Source organism: Actinomadura parmotrematis, from assembly GCF_019458805.1.
Classification (GTDB): domain Bacteria; phylum Actinomycetota; class Actinomycetes; order Streptosporangiales; family Streptosporangiaceae; genus Spirillospora; species Spirillospora parmotrematis.
Window position 1 is genome coordinate 179,076 of sequence record NZ_JAIBOA010000009.1, and the last position, 21,090, is coordinate 200,165.

The 21,090-nt window shown below is 69.3% G+C and carries 14 protein-coding genes; 10 read left to right on the top strand and 4 right to left on the bottom strand.

The features are described 5' to 3' along the window. Nucleotides 1–23: 23 nt before the first annotated feature. The 4 genes from K1Y72_RS16250 to K1Y72_RS16265 are packed head-to-tail and all read left to right on the top strand — an operon-like array spanning nucleotide 24 to nucleotide 10,139. Nucleotides 24–2,939: a DUF8741 domain-containing protein gene (locus tag K1Y72_RS16250; RefSeq protein WP_220167166.1), complete on the top strand. Its 2,916-nt coding sequence runs from the start codon at nucleotides 24–26 to the stop codon at nucleotides 2,937–2,939. Further along, the gene (locus K1Y72_RS16255; protein ID WP_220167167.1) at nucleotides 2,939–7,102 is read left to right on the top strand and encodes an Eco57I restriction-modification methylase domain-containing protein; all 4,164 of its coding nucleotides are present in this window, start codon (nucleotides 2,939–2,941) and stop codon (nucleotides 7,100–7,102) included. Before K1Y72_RS16250 ends, K1Y72_RS16255 begins: the two co-directional genes overlap by 1 nt. Beyond that, complete coding sequence (locus tag K1Y72_RS16260) at nucleotides 7,102–8,943, top strand: DUF4357 domain-containing protein (protein WP_220167168.1); 1,842 nt, start codon at nucleotides 7,102–7,104, stop codon at nucleotides 8,941–8,943. The genes K1Y72_RS16255 and K1Y72_RS16260 overlap by 1 nt, the downstream gene beginning before the upstream one ends. After that, on the top strand, nucleotides 8,940–10,139 hold the full coding sequence (locus tag K1Y72_RS16265) for an McrC family protein (RefSeq protein ID WP_220167169.1): 1,200 nt from the start codon (nucleotides 8,940–8,942) through the stop codon (nucleotides 10,137–10,139). Before K1Y72_RS16260 ends, K1Y72_RS16265 begins: the two co-directional genes overlap by 4 nt. Before the next feature lie 13 nt (nucleotides 10,140–10,152). Here the strand turns inward: K1Y72_RS16265 and K1Y72_RS16270 are convergent, their stop codons facing one another. The 3 genes from K1Y72_RS16270 to K1Y72_RS16280 all read right to left on the bottom strand — a co-directional run bounded on the left by K1Y72_RS16270 (nucleotide 10,153) and on the right by K1Y72_RS16280 (nucleotide 13,037). Next, a complete protein-coding gene (locus tag K1Y72_RS16270) occupies nucleotides 10,153–11,835 on the bottom strand; it encodes an N-6 DNA methylase (protein ID WP_220167170.1) in 1,683 nt (560 codons plus the stop codon). A gap of 157 nt (nucleotides 11,836–11,992) precedes the next feature. Next, the gene (locus tag K1Y72_RS16275) at nucleotides 11,993–12,193 is read right to left on the bottom strand and encodes a DUF397 domain-containing protein (RefSeq protein WP_220167171.1); all 201 of its coding nucleotides are present in this window, start codon (nucleotides 12,191–12,193) and stop codon (nucleotides 11,993–11,995) included. After that, on the bottom strand, nucleotides 12,186–13,037 hold the full coding sequence (locus K1Y72_RS16280) for a helix-turn-helix domain-containing protein (protein ID WP_220167172.1): 852 nt from the start codon (nucleotides 13,035–13,037) through the stop codon (nucleotides 12,186–12,188). The genes K1Y72_RS16275 and K1Y72_RS16280 overlap by 8 nt, the downstream gene beginning before the upstream one ends. Nucleotides 13,038–13,392: 355 nt before the next feature. Between K1Y72_RS16280 and K1Y72_RS16285 the strand changes: the two genes are divergently transcribed. From K1Y72_RS16285 to K1Y72_RS16300, 4 genes are all read left to right on the top strand, one after another. Next, complete coding sequence (locus K1Y72_RS16285; RefSeq protein ID WP_220167173.1) at nucleotides 13,393–13,803, top strand: ATP-binding protein; 411 nt, start codon at nucleotides 13,393–13,395, stop codon at nucleotides 13,801–13,803. 434 nt (nucleotides 13,804–14,237) lie between these two features. After that, nucleotides 14,238–15,884, top strand: coding sequence for a hypothetical protein (locus K1Y72_RS16290; RefSeq protein WP_220167174.1), 1,647 nt, complete (start codon nucleotides 14,238–14,240; stop codon nucleotides 15,882–15,884). Nucleotides 15,885–15,945: 61 nt separating this feature from the next. Beyond that, complete coding sequence (locus K1Y72_RS16295) at nucleotides 15,946–16,446, top strand: hypothetical protein (RefSeq protein ID WP_220167175.1); 501 nt, start codon at nucleotides 15,946–15,948, stop codon at nucleotides 16,444–16,446. Nucleotides 16,447–16,459: 13 nt separating this feature from the next. Then, nucleotides 16,460–18,538 (top strand): Hsp70 family protein, encoded by a 2,079-nt coding sequence (locus K1Y72_RS16300; RefSeq protein WP_220167176.1) that lies wholly within the window; start codon nucleotides 16,460–16,462, stop codon nucleotides 18,536–18,538. 12 nt (nucleotides 18,539–18,550) lie between these two features. Here the strand turns inward: K1Y72_RS16300 and K1Y72_RS16305 are convergent, their stop codons facing one another. Then, entirely contained in the window at nucleotides 18,551–19,504 is a 954-nt protein-coding gene (locus K1Y72_RS16305; protein WP_220167177.1) for a helix-turn-helix transcriptional regulator, read from the bottom strand. 94 nt (nucleotides 19,505–19,598) lie between these two features. Here K1Y72_RS16305 and K1Y72_RS16310 point away from each other — a divergent pair, with 94 nt between their 5' ends. Next, nucleotides 19,599–20,126, top strand: coding sequence for a DinB family protein (locus K1Y72_RS16310; protein WP_220167178.1), 528 nt, complete (start codon nucleotides 19,599–19,601; stop codon nucleotides 20,124–20,126). Nucleotides 20,127–20,228: 102 nt separating this feature from the next. Then, a complete protein-coding gene (locus K1Y72_RS16315; protein ID WP_220167179.1) occupies nucleotides 20,229–21,083 on the top strand; it encodes a restriction system modified-DNA reader domain-containing protein in 855 nt (284 codons plus the stop codon). The last annotated feature ends 7 nt before the right edge of the window (nucleotides 21,084–21,090 follow it).

The window sequence follows — 21,090 nt, forward strand, 5'->3', positions numbered from 1 at the left end:
GACGACACGAGGGACCGCCTGATATGCCCGTCACCTACACGCCCGGTTCCCTGGTCGCCGCGCGCGGCCGCGAATGGGTCGTGCTGCCCGAGAGCGACGGCGACATGCTGGTGCTGCGCCCGCTCGGCGGCTCCGACGACGACGTCGCGGCGCTGTTCCCCGGTTTCGAGGAGGTCGCCGCCGCCGAGTTCGCCCTCCCCTCGCCCGCCGACCTCGGGGACGCGCAGGCCGCGGGCATGCTGCGCACCGCGCTCCGGGTCGGCTTCCGCTCGGGCGCGGGCCCCTTCCGCTCGCTGGCGCGGCTCGCCGTCGAGCCGCGCGCCTACCAGCTCGTCCCGCTGATGATGGCGCTGCGGCAGAAGACCGTCCGGCTGCTGATCGCCGACGACGTCGGCATCGGCAAGACCGTCGAGGCGGGCCTGATCGCCGCGGAGCTGCTGGCGCAGGGCGACGCCCGCGGCATGGCGGTGCTGTGCTCGCCGGCGCTGGCCGAGCAGTGGCAGGACGAGCTGCGCACCAAGTTCGGCATCGACGCCGAGCTGGTGCTGTCCTCCACGGTCGCCCGCCTGGAGCGCAATCTGGACTTCGGGCAGTCGCTGTTCACCAAGTACCGCAACGTGGTGGTCTCCACCGACTTCATCAAGTCCACCCGGCACCGCGACGACTTCATCAAGCACTGCACCGACCTGGTCATCGTCGACGAGGCGCACACCTGCGTCGCCGCCGACGAGGGCACCTCCCGGCAGAGCCAGCTCCGCTACGAGCTGCTGCGCGGCATCGCCGACGCCACGCCGCAGCGGCACCTGATCCTGGTGACGGCGACCCCGCACAGCGGCAAGGAGAGCGCCTTCCGCAACCTGCTCAGCCTGCTCAAGCCCGAGTTCGCCACCATCGACCTGGGCAGCCGCGCCGGCCGGACCGAGCTGGCCCGGCACGTCGTCAAGAGGCAGCGTCCCGACATCCGCCGCTTCCTGGACGAGAACACCGAGTTCCCCTCGCCCCGCGACTTCAAGGACGAGACCTACAAGCTGTCGCCCGCCTACCGCGAGCTGCTCTACGACGCCATCGGCTTCGCGCAGGAGCGGGTCGAGGCGGCGGGCGGCCAGGGCAAGCGGGAGGCCCGCATCGCCTGGTGGTCGGCCATCGCCCTGCTGCGCTCCCTGGTGTCCTCGCCGCGGGCCGCCGCGCAGACGCTCACCACCCGCTCCACGGCGGCACTGGCCGCCACGGCCGCCGAGGCCGACGAGCTCGGCGCGCCGCTGAACCGCGACGCCGCCGACGCCGACGCCCTCGAAGGCATGGACGTCGCCCCCGGCGCGCAGACCGACGACACCGGCACCCGGCTGGCCGCGCTGGCCGCCCGGGCCGCCACGCTCCAGGGCCCCGCCACCGACCTGAAGCTGAAGAAACTGGTCAAGGAGCTCAAGGGTCTCCTGGCCGACGAGTACAACCCGATCGTGTTCTGCCGGTACATCCCGACGGCCGAGTACATCGCCGAGCAACTTGAGAAAAAGCTCGGCAAGGGCGTCGTGGTCCGCACCGTCACCGGCACCCTGTCCCCGCAGCAGCGGATCCAGCGCATCGAGGCGCTGGCGGCGGAGACGAGCGGTGACGCGGCCGCCCGCCGCGTCCTGGTCGCCACCGACTGCCTGTCGGAGGGCATCAACCTCCAGCACCACTTCGACGCCGTCGTGCACTACGACCTGGCGTGGAACCCCACCCGGCACGACCAGCGGGAGGGCCGCGTCGACCGGTACGGCCAGCGCCGCGACAAGATCCGCGTGATCACCCTGTACGGCGCCGACAACGGCATCGACGGCAAGGTCCTGGACGTCCTCATCCGCAAGCACCGGCAGATCCAGAAGGACCTGGGCATCTCGGTCTCGGTCCCCGACGAGGCGTCCGCCTCGGTGACCGACGCGATCGTCGAGTGGGTGCTGATGCTCGGCCAGAAGGGCGAGCAGGAGGGGCTGTTCGGCTCCGAGGAGCTGGCGAACCTCGATGCCAGGGCCGGGGATCTGGAGACGGAGTGGAAGTCCGCCGCCGAGCTGGAGCGCCGGTCCCGGTCGCTGTTCGCGCAGAACACCATCCGCCCCGACGAGGTCGAGCCGGAGGTCAAGGCCGTCCGGGACGCGCTCGGCGACCCCGGTGAAGTGCACGGCTTCGTTCGCCACGCTCTCGCCGCGCTCGGCGCCGTCCTCCGCGAGGACGGCGCCGGCGGCTTCACCGCCGACCTCAGCGGCACGCCGGCGGGCCTCCGTGACGCCGCCGCGCCGTTCCTGACCGGGCTGGACCTGGAGAGGGGCGCCCAGGTCCCGTTCCGCACGACGCCCGCGGTCGGACGCGGCGAGGCCGCCCTGGTGCGCACCGACCCGGTCGTGGGGGCCGTGGCGGGCTACGTCCTCAACGCCGCGCTGGACACCACCGCCGCGACGGCCGGCCGTGACGACGGCGAACGTCCCGCCCGCCGCTGCGGCGTCGTCCGCACCCGGGCGGTGGCGACCCGCACGACCCTGCTGCTGGTCCGGTACCGCTTCCAGCTCACCCTGCCCTCCCGCTCTGGCGAGCGGGAACTGGTCGCCGAGGACGTCCGGCTGCTCGCCTTCGAGGGCGCGCCGGACGGCGCCCGCTGGCTGCCGTCCGAGGACGCCCGCGCGCTGCTCAGCGCCACCGCCGACGACAACACCGACCCGGCCTTCGGTGAGCGGACGATGGCCCGCATCCTGGACGGCCTGACCGGCGCCGTCCAGGAGCACCTGGACGGCCGCGGCGCCGAGCTGGCGGACGAGCTGCTGAACGCGCATCGCCGCGTCCGCACCGCCTCCGGCGAGATCGTCCGCGGTGTGACCGTCCGGCACCGCACCCCCGCCGACATCCTCGGCGCCTACGTCTACCTGCCGGTGTCCGGCACCGCCCCGTCCGCCGGAGGAGCCCGCTGATGCCCGCCACCACCGCCATCACCGCCACCGTGTCGGTCGGCAACCTCATCCCGGCCGACATGCTGCTGCGCATCGCCACCGACACCGACGTCAAGGGCACCGCGCCGGCCGACTACGACGTCGTCGGCGTCCGCACGGTCGCCGACGACGCCGAACGGCACTGGGACTACCTGAAAGGCGTCTGGCGCGACCTGCGCAAGGAGCTGCCCCTCGCGCGGCCCGAGGAGCTGCCGGCCGACCCGACCGGCCGGGCGGCGTCCCAGTGGCTGGAACCGCTCTTCGCCGAACTCGGGTTCGGCCTGCTGACGCGGGTCGGCCCGGACGGCATCACGTCCGACGACGGCCAGAAGACCTTCGCGATCAGCCACCGCTGGAACCACGTGCCGATCCACCTGGCGCCCTGGAACGCCGAGCTGGACAAGCGCCCCGGCGGCTCCGGCGCCGTCCCGCCCCAGTCCCTCGTCCAGGAGTGCCTCAACCGGACCGAGGCGCACCTGTGGGCGGTGCTCGCCAACGGGCGGCGGCTGCGGCTGCTGCGCGACTCCAGCGCCCTGGCCACCGCCTCCTACGTCGAGTTCGACCTGGAAGCGATCTTCGACGGCGAGCTGTTCAGCGAGTTCGTGCTGCTGTACCGGATGCTGCACGCCACCCGCTTCAAGGTCGCTGCGGACGCCCCGCCCTCGTCCTGCTGGCTGGAGACGTGGCGCACCGACGCGATCAGCACCGGGATGCGGGCGCTGGACCACCAGCGTGAGGGCGTCCAGCGGGCCCTCACGGCTCTCGGCACCGGCTTCCTCCAGCACCCGGCCAACGACGCGCTGCGCCAGAACCTCGACATCGAGAAGTTCCACGCGGCCCTGCTCCGCCTCGCCTACCGGATGATCTTCCTGTTCGTGATCGAGGACCGGGACGTCCTGCACGGCGCGGACGTCCCCGACCTGGCCCGCGAGCGGTACGCGGCGTACTTCTCCTCGGCGCGGCTGCGCCGCCTGGCCAACCGCCGCCGGGGCAGCGCCCACACCGACCTGTACCAAGCGCTGCTGCTCGTACTGAACGCCCTCGGCGACGAGCAGGGCTGCCCCGAGCTGGGGCTGCCCGGTCTCGGCGGTCTGTTCGACGACACCGGCGCCGACACCCCGCTGCGCGGCATGGCGCTGTCCAACGAGCACCTGCTGAAGGCCGTGGACCACCTGGCGCGCGTCCGGGACGCCGGCTCCGCCCGCTGGCGGCCGGTGGACTACCGCAACATGGGGTCGGAGGAGCTCGGCTCGATCTACGAGTCGCTGCTGGAGCTGGTCCCCAAGCACAGCGCCGTGGACCGCACCTTCCAGCTCGTCGACCGGGCCGGCAACGACCGCAAGAAGACCGGCTCGTACTACACGCCGAGCTCGCTCATCGAGAAGCTGCTCGACTCGTCCCTGGACCCGGTGATCGACGACGCGCAGAAGCGTGGCGAGCAGAAGGCGACGGCCGCGGGCGTGACGGACCCGGCCGAGGTGGCCGAGATCATCGCCGCCGAGCTGCTGGCGCTTACCGTCTGCGACCCCGCCTGCGGCTCGGGGCACTTCCTGGTCGCCGCCGCCCGCCGCATCGCCAAACGCGTCGCCGCGGTCCGCGAGCAGAACCCGGAGCCGACTCTGGACGCCGTCCGGCACGCCCTGCACGAGGTGATCGGCCGGTGCGTGTACGGGGTGGATCTGAACCCGATGGCCGTGGAGCTGGCCAAGGTCTCGCTTTGGTTGGAAGCGATGGAACCCGGTAAGCCGCTGGGCTTCCTGGACGCGCGCATCAAGCTCGGCAACAGCCTCATCGGCGCAACGCCCGCTTTGCTGCGTGGCGGCATTCCGAACAAGGCGTTCAAGGCCGCCGAGGGCGACGATGCGAAGTTCGCCGCAGCGCTGTTCAAGCAGAATGAGGAGGAGCGCTCAGGTCAAGGCTCTCTCTTCTCTCGCTCCACGCAGGCGAAGATCTCCAATACCACCTTCGCTGAAGGTCTCCGTCAGATCGCCGCCGTTCCAGCCGATACCCTGCGCGACGTTCGCCGCCAGAAGGCCGCCTACCGCGACTGGGCCACTTCACCGGAGTACCTGCACGACCTGCACGTGGCCGATGCGTGGTGCGCGGCGTTCATGTGGTTCAAAACGCCCGACGCGCCGCCCGCCATCACCCATGAGGTGTTCAGGGAGATCCAGAATCCAAACTCCCAGGGAGTTCCGCAGGAAACGCATGACGAGATCGTCCGACTCAGCGAGGAGTACCGCTTCTTCCACTGGCACCTGGAGTTCCCCGAGATCTTCACCGTGCCGGATGGAGACGCCACTACTGCGGCGGAAATCAACCCCGATACAGGATGGATGGGAGGCTTCTCTTGCATCCTTGCCAACCCGCCATGGGATAAGGTGATCTTCGAAGACACGAAGTACTTCAGTGTAGTTGAACCTTCCATCGCCAACCTCTCAGGCGTAGAACGCCGTAAAAGAATTGTCGAATGGGTCATCGAAAATCCCGAGGCCGGAAAACGCTACCATGCCGCCCGTCGTCGAGTTAAGTCAATTTTCCTTTTTGCCGGCAGCTCGGGCATGTTTCCTCTATGTGCCAAAGGGTTGACAATCAAGGGAGTTAATTCACTACAGATCGATCAACTGTTTGTCGAACTTTTCACCTCCATCCTCTCACCCGAAGGGCGTATTGGCTGCATTATTCCGACGACTATCGCAACTGGAGCCTCGGCTCAATATCTCTTTAGCACGTTTACACAACGCAGCTCTATTGCCTCTCTATATGACTTCGACAACCGCAAACCACTTTTCCTTGACGTGGAATCGCGGTACAGATTCTGTCTATTTTCGGCGATGGGCAGCGCACTCCAGGAAGGTGGCACAAAGTTTGTTTTCTCTCTAACAGAACCGTCCGATCTGGACACTCCAGGAAAGATCGTCCGCCTTTCTGCAGAAGAGATTTCACTCATCAACCCAAATACACTCACATTCCCTCTTTTCAAAGCGCGACGCGACGCAGAATTGACGCTCGCAATTTACAAAAGAATCCCAGTACTACTGAACGAGCGCAAAATCGATGGAAATCCTTGGGATGTGAATTTTAGAAACCTCTTCAACAGTACCGACGACTCAGACTTGTTTCAGTATCAAGAAAATCTAGAATCTTCCGGATGGGTTGCACAGGGAATCATATTCTCCGATGGGGATACTCAACTACTTCCCGTACTCGAAGGAAAGATGATCCATCTATTTGATCACAGATGGAATCACTATTACGGCGTCCGCGATAACGATTATGAACCAATCCCAAGTGGAATAAAATCCTCCCCCAATGGGACCGGATGGCCGCGCCGCTGGATCCAGGCCGACGGATCTATTCAGGCAGTCCGCAAAGGAAAGAGAGTCTCTATATCCGGAGTACGTGACAGACTACACGAAGCCGACTGGAAACATGAATGGCTATACGGGTGGCGCGAAATAGCGCGAGCTGCCGATGAGCGAACTGCTATTCCCGCTTTCGCGCCCCTCGCTGCCCCCGTAGAGACATTTCCCATATTGATCTCCCCAAGAAAACCGACCTTTATCGGCGCTCTCGCTGGAATCCAATCGTCTCTCATCTTCGATTTCGTTACCAGGCAAAAGGCAAGCGGCGCCCATATCGGTCGACGCATCTGGAAGCAACTCCCTGTTCCCACGCCCGTGATGCTGGAACCACACCTTTCCTTTGTCGTTCCGCGCGTCACGGAGCTGGTGTACACGACCTACGACATGGCGCCACTAGCTCAGGACCTTGGGGATGAAGGGCCACCGTTTCAGTGGGACGAGGAGCGGCGAGCACAGATCAGAGCCGAACTGGACGCCTATTTTTTCTTCCTTTACGGAATTAGCAGAGAAGACACCGAGTACATCCTGGAAACATTTCAGTCTGATTCGAAACGTGGGCTCAAGAACAACGAGATCGCCAAGTACGGCACCTACCGCACCCGCGATCTGGTGCTGGCCGCCTATGACCGGATGGCGCCGCTCGGTGTCGATCTTGACGTTCCGCTCATCGACGGTGAGAACTACACCTCTCCCCTGTCCCCTGCGCCGGGCCACGGGCCCCGGCATCCGGCTCAGCCCGACGTTTCCAACACCCCCCACGCGGAAGGCGACGCGCACTGATGTCCGACGGCTACCCGGAGTTCCGGCTCAGCATCCCCTACAGCTCGCTGAAAGCACGGGGGAGGCTGCTCGAAGAGATCGGTACCAACGGCAGCCAGAAATTCGTCATCCTCGCCGGGTCGTACGGCCGGGAGCAGGCGGTTCCGTCCTTCTCGACCCAGGCCGTGTCATCGCACAGAACGCGGCAGAAGCTGCTCGCGGACGGCTCGCTGGTCTCCTCGACGGCCCATCCCGGGTTTCTGGAGGCCACTACCGACATCGTCTGCAATTCCCCGTCGGCCGCCGGTGAGGTGCTGGTCGGGGGCAGTGTGAATGGTTTCAAGCAGTGGGTTTCGCCCGATAATCATCCGCTGGGCGACTTCGTCTCCCAGGCGGCCTGGGGGCCGAAGCGGGCCTGGCTGGTGCGCGGTTCCCAGGTCAGTGGGGCCAACTTGGTTCAGCGGCTCTGGCTGGCCGAGGGGCTGGTCAGCCTCGCCGCGCAGCGGTTGCGGCCGGGCATCCCGACCCCCGTCAGCAAGGAGCAGATCCGGCAGATCGTGGCGGAGGACTACGAGTCCACGCCCTACAGCCGGCAGCACGAACTGGTCGACGAGTTCCACTCTTTCCTGTCGCGGATGAAGACCGACGACACCGTGTGCACGATCTCCGGTGGTCGGCTCCGTGTCGGCACCATCTCCGGTGACGCCTACCAGGTCGAGTCCGATGACGATCGGTCGAACCTGCGGCGCCCGGTGGACTGGCGGGAGGCGGACCACGCTTACGAGGACCTCCCGGAGGAGCTCCAGCAGAAGCTTTCGGTCCAGCGCGATGTCGTCGACCTTTCCATGGTGCAGGCCGTGCTCGACGGGCTCGAACTGAGCGACGCGCAGATCAGCACGCTGGCCGAGGAGTCCGAGAGCGGCTCCAGCGGCGAGCATCCCGTGATCACCGCGCGGCAGCCGCTGGAGCTGCCTGTTCCCGACCAGAGCCTTGCCGATGACCTGCTGGTCCATGACGCCGCCTGGCTGCGGGAGCTGCGCGATCTGCTCTGGGACGACCGGCAGATGGTGCTGTACGGGCCGCCCGGCACCGGCAAGACCTACCTGGCGCTGAAGCTGGCCGAGTTCCTCAGCGGGGATCCGTCGCGGGTGAAGCTGGTGCAGTTCCACCCGTCCTACTCCTACGAGGACTTCTTCGAGGGGTTCCGTCCGCAGGAGGATCCCGAGACCCATGAGGTGGCGCTGCGGATCACGGCCGGGCCGCTGCGCGAGCTGGCCGACCTGGCCGACCGGGAGGGCAGCCGCCACATCCCGCACTTCCTGATCATCGATGAGATCAACCGGGCGAACCTGGCGAAGGTCTTCGGCGAGCTGTACTTCCTGCTGGAGTACCGCACCCGGTCGGTGCGGCTGACCTACTCGGGGGACGACTTCGCCCTGCCCAAGAACCTGTTCGTGATCGGCACGATGAACACCGCGGACCGGTCGATCGCGCTAGTGGACGCGGCCATGCGCCGCCGCTTCGCGTTCGTGGAGCTGTCGCCGCGCGTCGAGCCGACCAGCGGCCTGCTGCGCCGCTGGCTCGCCAAGGAGAAGCACGGTTCCGAGACCGCCGACCTCCTCGACGCCCTCAACGACGCGATCGGCGACCCCGCGTACCAGGTCGGCCCTTCGTACCTGATGCGGGAGTCCCTGTACAGCGGCTCCGGCGGTCTGGAACGGACCTGGAAGACCAAGATCCTTCCGCTGCTGGAGGAATACCACTTCGGCGAGGACGTGGACGTCGTCCAGCGCTACGGTCTCGATGCGCTCCGCGCCAAGGTCGCCGGCGGTGCGGCTCCGGGTGGGAACGCCTCCGCATGACGACGGTCGAGCTGGCCGAGCACGGCGGTCCCGTCTCGGTGCCGCTGCCGGACGCCCTCGGCCGGGCGGTGGGGCTGTCGAAGATCGTGGACGCGGTGCCCGATCCCTTTCACGCGGGACGCTGGCGGTTGCAGGAGAAATGGGGCAAGGTCGGCGTCTGCACGATCGCCGCCCCCGACGGGACGGCGGTGACGCTGCGGATCGTGCCGAAGCTGCCGGTCGCGCGGGTGCTGTTCCTGCTCGGCTACCAGCAGTCGCCCAAGGGGTGGCGGGACGACGAGGTGACGGCCGCCGAGGAGGCCGAGCTGCTCCCGGTGCTCGCGCGACTGTTCGAGCGGCAGGCGGAAAGGGCGCTCCGGCAGGGACTCATGCAGGGTTACCACGTGGTCGAGGAGAGCGGGCCGGTGGTGCGGGGTCGCATCCGCGAGGCCGACCAGCTCCGGCGGCATCACGGGCGGCTGGTGCCGGTCGAGACCGTGCACGACGAGTACTCGACCGACATCGCCGAGAACCGGCTGCTGCTGGCCGCGTGCGAGCGCCTCTGCCGGCTTCCGCAGGGGGTGCCCGGCGACGTGCGCCGAGGACTGCTGCGGTTGCGGTCCCGGCTGGCGGACGTCAGCCCGCTGGTGCGGGGGCGTCCGCTGCCGGGGTGGCGTCCCACCCGGTTGAACGCCCGCTATCACCACGCGCTGCGGCTGGCCGATCTCGTCCTGCGCGGTGCTTCGGTCGACCACCTGCCCGGCGGCGTCACGGTGAGCGGCTTCCTGTTCTCGATGCCGAGGGTCTTCGAGGACTTCCTCACGGTCGCGCTCCGGGAGGCGCTGGCCGGCAGGGCCGTGCGCTGCGCGTTCCAGGACGCCATGGCGCTGGACGAGAACGGCGACATCACGATGCGCCCGGATCTCGTCGTGTACTCGGGTGCGCGGTCGCCTCTGGCGGTGGCCGACGCCAAGTACAAAGTGAACAAAACAGATAAGGCGCTGAACGCCGACGTCTACCAGATGCTCGCCTACTGCACCCGGCTCGGCTTGGCGGACGGGCACCTGGTCTACGCGGCCGGTGAGGTGGAGGCGGCCGTCCACCGGGTGATGGGGACGCCGGTCCGGGTCCATCGGCACGCGCTGGACCTCGGCCGTTCGCCGGACGAGTTGCTCGCGGACGTGCGCGTCCTTGCGTCCCTGCTGGTCCCGAGCTGACGCCGGGCCGGGTTCAGGTCCGTCGTTCGGTGTCCTGGTCGGTGTCCTCGCTGGAGGGGCGCAGCGCTCCGCTGGTCAGCCCGGTCCGGGCCAGTTCCGCGGCGCGGCCGCCCAGGCGGGCGAGCTCACCGGAGGCCCGCTCGAACTCCGCCAGTGCGTGGAAGGTCTCGCCGTAGCGGCGCTGCTCGTCGATGTCCATGTTGGGGATGCGGGAGCCGCGTGCGTCCAGCCGGAACGTCCCGCTGCCGCTGGTCGACCGGCGGACGTTCGCCGCGGATTGTAGGAAGCCGCGCAGGTAGTCGGTGTCGAGCTGATCGCTGGCGGAGACGGCGCCGTCCTCGGTCAGATCGACCAGGCCGGCCTTGGCCAGGTCCGCCACGCTGGTCGCCGCACCGTCGAGCTGTCCCGGTCCGGGTGCCAGGGACGGCAGCAGCCGGTCCAGCCGGTTCAGGTGCGCTTGCACGGACGCGCGCAGCTCACGGTAGTCGGCCAGGAAATCGACGTTGGAGGCGGCGACGTGGCGGCCGGGCGACAGATCGATGTCGTCGTCCAGCAGGTCGATCAGCCGAATGCGGGCGACCTGCCGGTCGGTGGGCTCGTAAGGACCGTCCGGATCGGCGCCGGTCAGATCGACCATGCGCACCGACTCGGCGGGAGTCGTCCCGGAGCCGGGACGGGCGAGCAGCCACAGGTGCACCGGTTGGACGTGCGTGGCCACCATGCCGCCGGGCAGCGCGACGACGTCGGTCAGCACGCCCTGCCGGACGATCTCGGAGCGGATGCGCCGGCCCGCCTTGCGGTAGGCGACCGACGGCGGCATCACCACGATGGCGCGGCCACCCGGGGCGACATGTGCGAAGCAGTGCTGCAACCAGGCCAGTTCGCTCTCCGCGCGCGGCGGTGTCCCGAACTCCCAGCGTGGATCGATCAGCAGGTCCTCGCGGCCCCAGGCCGGGACGTTCACCGGCGGATCGCACACCACCAGGTCGGCGCGCAGTCCGGGGAAGCGGTCGGCGCGCAACGTGTCTCCCACCTGGATGGCCGTGTCAGGGAACGCGGCCAGCGCAGCCCGCGCCGCGGCCAGGCGCGCGGCGGACCGATTCATGTCCTGCCCGACGAGACGACGACGGGTCTTCCTGCCGAAGGAGAGGAGGAGGGAACCGATGCCGCAGGCGGGATCGAGGATCGTGGCCGGTTCGGCTTCGGTGGCTCGGGCGAAGGATCCGATCGCTTTTATCAGGCGGTTGCCGGTCACCTGGTCCGCGCCGTCCCGGGCCGGTGCCGAAGCGAATCGCTCCACCAGTCCCTCGACCGCGTCCGCCGGTGAGCGTTCCGCGAGCAGATCGCGCACGGCCGCGTCCACGCGGTCCGCAAGGATCGACGGTTCGGCCCTCCCCGCCAGTACCGAAGCGAGATCGGCGAGTCCGCGGAGCATGTCCTCGCCGTACTCGCTGCGGAGCGCCTGCCACACCCGCACCTCGGCGGAGACCTCAACACCCTTGTCTTGGCGTTTCAGCCACGCCTGTACTTCTGGAAGCCGGAACAGGGTGCTGCGGTTGCCGCCGCCCACCGGCTCGGGGAAGTCGGGATAGCGCTTGCGCCAGTTGGACACGGCGGCCCGTGTCACCCCGGCCAACCTGGCGATTTCCGCGCCGGAGACCAGGGCTTCGTCGTCACGTGCGGAAGCTTCGCTCATATGTTCAGAGTACACGCGGCCCAAAATCAACACGAGGGTGGGGCTCTTGGCAAAGTCAACACAAACTGTGATCGTTCAGAGACGCTCGCCCACATTTGAACAGCGTGTGGGAGATCAGGAGCGGGACGGCACGCCGTCCCCGTTGCGGCGCCGCGACCTACGGCAGATCGTGCCGGCCGGCCTTAAGGCGAGCCGCGAAGTCCGCCCAGCAGGCGCGGCCGAAGGCGAGTCGCGAGCCATCGGGGTCCTTGCTGTCCCGGACGGCGACCGCAGCGGGCAGGGCGGCCACCTCGACGCAGTTCTCACCACTGGTACTGCGGAGAGAACGTCGCCATGCCGGGTCACGCCGCTCACCCATTCCCCGCCACCTCCCTCAGCCCCCGCTCCAAGCGTCGACGTGTTTCGTCCGGCGACAACGCCAGCGCCGACAGGTCTTTGAAGCGGACTCTACAGCGATCCACATCGTCCTCGGCCTCGATGTACAGGTCCCCCGCCGTCGTCTCCAGGTAAGCGATGTCCGGATCGACGCCCTCCTCAAAAGACAAGATCGTGAATCCACCGTCGAGTCCAGGATGACGCCCTACTGCGAACGGCAGGATCTGGAGCGCAACGTTCGGGCGGCGCCCATCCGCCAACAACGATTCCACTTGCGTGCGCATGACCTCCCGGCCCCCTACGAGACGGAACAGGATCGCCTCGTCCAGGACGGCGTGAAACCGGGGCGCCGGATCGCGGCTCAGCAGGGAACGCCTGGTGACGCGAGCGGCCAAACGTCGCTCAATGTGAGCCTCATCAGTGGTGAACGACTTGATCACTTCACGCGCATAGTCGGGGGTTTGAAGGAGCCCTGGTACCGCCTGCGGCTGCCACTCGCGGAACCTGGCGGCCTCGTCTTCCAGGGACAGGTAGGTACCCGCGTAGATGTCGCGATAGGCGGTCCACCAACCCCGCTTCCAAGCGTCTCTGGAAAGCTGGACCAGCGCCTCGCGCTTGGGGCTGGTCACGCCGTAGAGCTCAAGGATGGCGTTCAGGTCGTGGGGGTTGGCCTTGGTGATCGCCTTCTCGATGCGCATGATCTTCTGGCGGCTCCAGCCGAGCCGGCGGGCCGCTTCCTCGTGACTCAAAGCCGCACGCTCGCGGAGATCGCGTAGCTCTCTGGCCAGGCGGCGACCCCTGACAGTCGGGTTGTGGGGCTGAACCATGTCGCCAGTGTGCACCAAACGTCACTTACCGATTACCGAAAACCGCCACCCAAACAAAGCTGCACTGTTCTCTTGTGATCATGAACAGTCCACAGTAAGAACGTATACAGGAACACAGCGTGACTCATTGATCACGGTTTGCAAGGGGATCATTGAGCGGCGAGCCGCTGGCCGCACCTCACCTGTGTAGAACCGCCGTGCGGCCGGGATTCGGATTGGACCCCTGGCCCGGCCGCACGGCTTCATCCCCTCGAAGGAGACGGAGATGAGACTAGTCCGCGCATCCTTGATCTCGCCCCTGCCGCGGCCGGATCGCATGTCGCGCCGGATCGCGAAACCGGGCTCCCGCAAGGGAGTGCCCGCCCTCCCTCACCTCGGCGACCAGCAGTGGAACATGGACGTGCCGGGAACGGCCGAGGCCGTGCCCCTCCTGCGCCGCTGGGTCCGGACGTTGCTGGTGGACGACGCCGGCGTCGCCGACTCGGTCGAGCTGATCGCCGGCGAGTACGCCACCAACGCCCTCTGGCACAGCGCGAGCGGGCGGCCCGGCGGCCGCATCACCGTCGGGCTGTCCCGGCACGGTGATCGCGTCTGGCTGACGGTGCTGGACGCGGGTTCCACGGGTCGCGGGGCGAAGGGCGGCCCGGTCCGCGAGCATCCCGGCGACCACGGGCGGGGATTGATGCTGGTCCGCGCGTACGCCTACGACCACGGGCATCTCGACACCGTCCGGGGGCGGCTCGCCTGGGCCGTCGTCGGTCCTTGAGAGGCTCGCCATGTGCCGATGCGGAGCACGTGTCCCGCCGCGGTGGGGACGGGAAGCCGACGTGGGATCCGTGCTCGCAGAGCTGCGCCGCCGCTTCCCCGGTGTCCCACTGTGGTGGGGTCCGTTCACCGGATCTCTGTGGGCGCTGGCCGGCGGGCGGCTCGTCGAGGCCGGGTCACCAGCGGAGATGATGCAGGCGCTCGGCGGTCAGGTGCTCCCGGCCGTTCCGGAGAACCAAGCGCGGCGCGGCGGGCGGCCCCCGTCCCGCCTCCCCTGGTGGCGACCCGGGGCGTCATAGGCCCGGCGGTGCGGGGAGCCGGAGCATGAGGCGCCGCGGCCGTCGGTGCTGACTCGTCGCGTTCACCCCCTGACTTTCGTCAGGCGTTGCCGATAAGGTGACGGTCACCCTGATCTGCTCCGGCCCTCCCCCCACCGTGGTCAACAGACAAGAACTCATCGAGAACGAACGCGCCCGCCGCGCCCGCAAGCGCGCCGCGCGCGCGGCGGCGGCCGCGGACCCCGTCGAGACCGCCTGGGCGCTCCTCGGCGTCCAGGGGACCGACACGGTCGACGCGATCCGTTCCGCGCTGCGCCCGCTGGTCACCGAACTCCCACCAGGCAGCGGGCACGGCGCGGTCCTGCACGGTGCGCTGACCGGGCCGCCGTCGATCGATCTTCCCGAGGCGCTGCGAGTGACGCTCGCCGAGCTGCCTCCAGCGCAACTCGTGGCGAACCTGGTCGTCCTCGGCCAGGCCGGCGTCCCGTGGTTCAGCGAGCTCGGACTGATCAGGGCGATGCTGCTGGCCGAGGAGCGGCCCACCGTCCAGGCCGTCGGCCGGCTGCCGGAGGCCCTGCTGTCCGGTTCGGCCGCCTGGCGCCGCTACCTGGCCGTGCTCGGCCATCCCGTGCGGCTGACCGGCGGCGAGCTCGCCGAGTCCTGTGCCGCCCTCCCGCTCTCCCTGGTCGACGATCTGATCGACAACGGGCAGGTGGGCGCCGGCGACCGGCCCTGGGAGCGGCGTGCCGATCCGCGGGAGGCCGACTATCTGGCGGCGCGGCTCGTCCCCGACCAGATCACGTCAGCGCAGGCCGCGGCGCTCGGCTGGCCCGAGGCCGTCTCCCGCCACGCCTACCTGGCCGGTGCGGTCGAGACGGGCGACGCGGTGCTGGACGCGCTCGCCGCTCTCTACGAGGGCGACAACTCGGATCTGTTCGAGCTGCGGGCAGCGCTGCCCGCCGAGCAGCAGGCCAACCTGCGGGCGGTCCTGGACGGCGTGCCCGTCGGCAGGTGGCCGGCGTGGGTCACCGCCGATCGCGGGCTGTGGCGGCTGCTGGCCGCCCAGTGGAGCGCGCAGGCCGCCGCGGACGGCGACCGCGACCGCTGGATGGACCCGCGCGCCAGCGACTTCCACCTGTGGAACGCCTTCCGCTCGGCCCACGAGCGGATCGTCCGGGGAGACCTCGCCGGGGCCGTGCGCCAGTCGGACGCCCTCTCCGCGTTCTCCGCCGCGGAGGAGCCCCCGGCCCTCTACGACCTGGAGATCCGCAACCTGCGCGCCTACCTGATGCAGCGCCCCCAAGGCCCGGAGCACAGGAGCGGACGGCTCGATCTCGCGGTCGAACTGCTGGACGCCGACCATCCCGTGATCTCTGCCAACCGCCGGCTCGTCGAGGCGCGCTTGGAGACGCCCGTCAACGAGCGGGAGTCATGGGAGAACCCGTTCTTCGTCCTCGGGCTCACGCATGGCGACCCTGCCTGGAACGAGCGCTGGCGGGCGCTCACCGTCGAGCACCGGGACGACGTCGACGAGTCGGCGCGCATCAACGACGCCTGGCGGCGCATCCATGACGCCGTCGGCGCGTCGGGCTTCTTCGCCCTCCCGGTGGAGCCGGGCGTCATCGACGTGCCCGCCGAGCGGTCGGCGGTGCTCGTCCCGTCGCTCGCGCCACTCGCCCGGCGCACCGCGACCGATGAGAGCGACCTGGCCCCGGTGCGGGCCGGCGCGGCGGCGGATCTGCTCGACGAGTTCGGCGCGGCCGAGATCGACATGACTTCGGAAGGCGGACCCCATCCCCGGTAAGAACCAGCGGCGCGACGCCCACCGCCGCCCCCGCGTCCAGGAGTACCGGCTGGAGCCGGTCGTGCTGCCCCCTCCGCTCGACATTCCCGAGCTGGTGGGCGCCTTCGCCGACGTGGCCGCCAAGCTGCTGGGCCGGGTCGACGCCCCCGAGCTCACCGAGCAGCGCGTCAAGATGATCATCAGGCAGGCGGTCCAGGACGCCATGCGCTCGCGCAAGCAGCACCACACCCAGATCATCGAGATCGAGCGACTGATCACCCGCGAGACGCGGACCAAGGAGATCAGGGCGCGGATGCCGGGCTGGCTGGAGCGGGCCGGCATCTCCAAGATCGAGACGCTGAACCGCGACACCCAGCGGTGGTTCACCGTCCTCAACGGCGAGGACGAGGGCGACTGCGTCCGTGTCGTCCACCCGGCCTACCTGGACATCGCCACCGGGGCCGTGGTGCAGAGCGGTCAGGCGAGGATCGACGACCACGAGACACACGGCGGGCGGCACCACTGCGTGCCGCTGGCCGAGCTGACCGGTGCCGCGGGCGGCACCGACGTTGACGGGGAATGAGGCGGTAGCGGGCATGGCCACGGGGATCGACTTCGGAACCACCAACTCGGTGATCGCGCAGTGGAACGGGACAGCGGCCGAACCGCTCCCGCTCGACGGCGACCACATCGACGCCGACTGGTTCTACCCCTCGTTCGAGAACCTGTTCCCGACGGTGGCGGGCCAGGGGGCGCTCCAGCGGGGACTGCTGTACGGGTGGGAGGCCAAGCTCCGCTCGCAGCGCACGATCGAGGCGTGCAAGCGCATGTTGCGCAGCGACGGCGCCATCGAGGTCGGCGCACGCCGCTTCCCGGCCACCAGCGTGGCCGCCGGCGTCTTCGCCGCCATCCGCGACCGCGCGGACGACTACTTCGCCCCGTTCGACAGTGCCGTCATCACGGTGCCCGCCAACGCCAAGGGCGGCGCCCGCTACCGGACCCGGGCGGCGGCCGCCGCGGCCGGCATCAAGGTCAAGGCGCTGCTCAACGAACCGACCGCGGCGGCCCTCGCCTACATGCACCACCTCGGCGAGAACGGCACCATCATGGTGTTCGACTGGGGCGGCGGCACCATCGACGTGACGGTGCTGGAGCACGTCGACGGTTTCTTCCACGAGAAGATCTCGCACGGCATCACCCAGCTCGGCGGCATCGAGATCGACCAGCGGCTGCGCCGGATGGTGCTCGGCCGCCTGAACCGCCTGCCGGACTTCGCCCCCGAGCAGGAGCGCGCGTTCGCCCTGGCCATCGAACGCAGCAAGATCAGGCTGTCCGTCGAGGAGTCGGTGCACGTCGACGTCCCCGGACGTCCCGCGGTCGAGATCGGCCGCTCCGAGCTGGAGGCCGAGATCGCCGACCTGGTGGAGCAGGCGCTGATCCCGGCCCGCCGCTGCCTGAACGATCTCGGGGCCGAGCCCGCCGAGATCGACGACATCCTGATGATCGGCGGCAGCAGCCGGATCCCGTGCGTCCGGCAGGCGGTCGAGCGGCTCATGGACGACGCGACGGTGAGCCCCGACCTCTGCGATCCGATGACCGCGGTCGCCGAGGGAGCCGCCGTCGCCGCGGCCCTGTTCGACCGTGAGACCGAGGGCGTCCTGAAGGTCACCTCGATGTACGCGCTCGGCACCACGCACCAGCCGCACGGGCGCGACGGCGCGAAGGAGTTCAGCACCCTGATCAAGGCCGGCTCCCCGCTGCCCGCCTCCCGGGAGAAGCACTACACCCCGAACGGCGCCACCGTGCAGTCGGTGGACATCCCCGTATGGGAGGCCGATCCGGCGAAGCCGCTGAGCGACGAGGAGAACTTCCAGCTCACCACGCTGAGAGTCGCGTTCCCGCGCGAGCTGCCGCGCGGAGAGGCCGAGTTCACGCTCAAGTACGTGTACACCACCGACGGGCTGCTCCGCGTGACGGCTACCCTCGTCTCCACCGGCGAGGTGCTCCTGGACGAGGAGATCAGCGACTTCACCTCCGGCGGCTGCCTGCCGACCCACCTCATCGAGGAGCACCTGCGAGAGCTCGCGCTGACGCCGCCCCTGCGGGCGGCGGTGCGGCCCGCCGAGCCCGTCTTCAAGGCGCCGGTTCCGGTTCCCGTCCCCAAGCCGCCAGCCTCGCGTCCCGCGACGGACACCGCAGCGCCCGAGATCACCGCGCTCGCCGTCGACGGCTCGAACCTGGCGTGGGGGAACGGCTTCCAGTCGCGCGGCGACCGGCCGAGCCTCGCCCGATTGCAGAGCGCGCTCCGCGCCTTGGCCAAGGAGTTCCCGCAGGCCCGCGTCACCGCCTTCGTGGATCCGGCGTTCCAGCACCAGATCGACGCGTCCGAGCGGCCCGCCTTCGAGGAGGCCATCGCCGCCGACGCTTTGGTGCGCGTGCCCGCGGGCACCCACGGCAAGGCCGACCGCGCGGTGATCGAGTACGCGGAACGCACCGGCGCCACGATCGTCACCAACGACAACTACGGCGAGTTCCATCAGGGCTTCCCCTGGCTCGTCGAGAAGGGTCGCGTCCTCGGCGCCCAGTACGCGGGCGACATCTGGCTCTTCCTGGCGCGCACTCCCCGCCCTTCCGGCGGCCCGCGCAGGACGTCCCAACGCCTTCCTCACGGCTGAACCGAGCCCGCGTCAGGCGCGGGTGAAGCGGGCGCCCCACGTGTGGACGCGGTCGATCAGTTCGGGCGGGCCGAGGACGTGGAAGTCGGCGTCGAGCATGCCGAGGGCCAGGACGGGCCAGTCCAGGGAATCGGTGGCGATGCTGATGCGGCAGCGGGCGGCGTCCTGCTCCTCGATCGCGTACCAGCGGCCGATCCGCTCGCGCACGTCCGCCGCCGGTGCGTCGACCAGGACTTCCACCCGGTACGGCCAGGGCGCGTTCTCCAGTGACTCCCGGACGAACTCGGCTGCGTCGGCGGCGGGCAGGGTGCGGGGGCGGAAGCGGGCGCCGGTGCTGTGAGGGTCGGTGAGGCGGTCCACACGGAAGCTGCGCCAGTCGTGGCGGAGGAGGTCGTAGGCGACCAGGTACCAGCGCTGTCCCAGGCGGACCAGCCGGTGAGGCTCGACGTGCCGGTCGGTGCTCCGGCCGCCGGCGGCGGTGTAGGCGAAGCGGAGGTGCTCGGCGTCGCGGCAGGCGAGCGCGAGGACGGGCAGGACGCCCGGATCCACGTCCGCTCCGGCGGGCGCCTCCCACGCGGCGGAGACGGTCATCGCGCGCAGGGCCTCGACGCGGCGCCGCAGCCGGGACGGCATCACCTGCACGACCTTGGCCAGGACCCGGACCGAGGACTCCGCGACACCGTCCACCGTGCTCTGCGCCGCGGACTGCAATCCCACCACCAGCGCGACGGCCTCGTCCTCGTCGATCACCAGCGGCGGCAGGGCCACCCCGGCGGCGAGCTGGTAGCCGCCGTCGACGCCGCGCCGGGCCTCCACGGGGTAGCCGAGTTCGCGCAGCCGGTCGACGTCCCGGCGCAGCGTGCGCGCGGAGACCCCGAGCCGCTCGGCGAGCTCGCCGCCCGGCCAGTAGCGGCGGGATTCCAGGAGCGACAGCAGACGCAGCGTCCGGGCACTGGTGTTCGCCATGTTCCCCATCCTGCGGCAATTGAGGACGGAAAGTGGCCGCAAGGCTCTCTAGCGTGGGTCCTGTCCGAGAGCGGTACGACGGAAGGCAGAGATCATGAACAGCACCGCGACCCTCACCGGCGAGCGCGCCGACCTGCTGGCGGCGCTGGCCAAGCAGCGGAACTTCCTGCGCTTCACCGCCCGCGACCTCACCGACGAGCAGGCCCGCGCCCGCACCACGGCGAGCGAGCTGTGCCTGGGCGGTCTGATCAAGCACGTCGCGTCGGTCGAGCGGGGCTGGGCCGCCTTCATCGCGGACGGCCCGTCGGCGATGCCCGACTTCACCGCCATGACCGAGGCCGACTGGGCCGCCCGTGCCGCCGAGTTCCGGCTGTTGCCCGACGAGATCCTCGCCGGCGTCCTCGACGGCTACGCCGAGGTCGCCCGCCGCACCGACGAGCTCGTCGCGTCCCTGCCCGACCTGGACGCCGCCCACCCGCTGCCGAAGGCGCCGTGGTTCGAGGCCGACGTGAGCTGGTCCGCGCGCCGCGTCCTGCTGCACATCCTCGTCGAGACCGCCCAGCACGCCGGCCACGCCGACATCCTCCGCGAGTCCCTCGACGGCGCCAAGACCATGGGCTGATCCCCCTTCCCAGCGGATCGATCTGCACGATTCCCGGCGTGACCTGGGCGAACACGCCTAGCATGGCCGGGTGATCGGAGGTAGGACTTGGTAGCGGAATCGGTGGGCGACCTGTCGGCAAGAGTCACCGTCCCAGAGACGGCCGCGCATCCGGTCGAGATCTACATCGACCACGCCGCGCTCTGCGTGGCGATCGTCGAGCGGCACGGCATGATGTCGCTGCCCGGGTTCTGGGACGTTCCCGGCGCGTACATCCTGCTCGATTCCCCATCCGCTGAAGGAGACGGGGTCCGTCACGTCGGCGAAGCACCCGCAGGAATTCGCACGCGTTTGATGAGCCGTGCCGGCGGCGAGGTCCGCTGGTCCCGCGCACTGCTGATCCGGAGGGACACCAGTCACGGCTTCCGCTCAGATCAGATCGGCCCGCTGGGAGACCGACTACGTGACCTGTTCGACACCTCCGGCAGCGTGCGACTGTGCGGTAAGGGCCGGACGGGCGACGAGAATCTCGCACCACACGACCGGCAGATGCTCGACTCCTGTGTCATGCCGATCGCTCGCGTGCTCCGCCTGATCGGCCATGATCCGGCAGAGCACGCGTGGACGCCGCCGACCTCCCTGAGCATGGTCGCCGCGCCTCCCCCGGCGGAGGTTCCGCCGCCGGTCCAAAAGACCAGGCACGACTGCACCGTGCTGGACCTCATCAACGCCGGGCTTCTCAAGCCCTACGACAGGCTCTTCTCGACCAGCGCCAAACGGCCTGGTGAGGCGCTCGTCCTTCCCGACGGCCATATCGAATACGGCGACCAAGTCTTCACGTCCGTTTCGGGTGCCGCCAGAGAGCTCGTCGGCACCTCGATCAACGGCTGGTACGCCTGGGCCGTCGACTCTCCCGACGGGAGGGTGGAGCTCGCGACCCTCCGCTCCGCCCTTGGAGCCGTGGCCGAGAAAACCTGACCCGCAG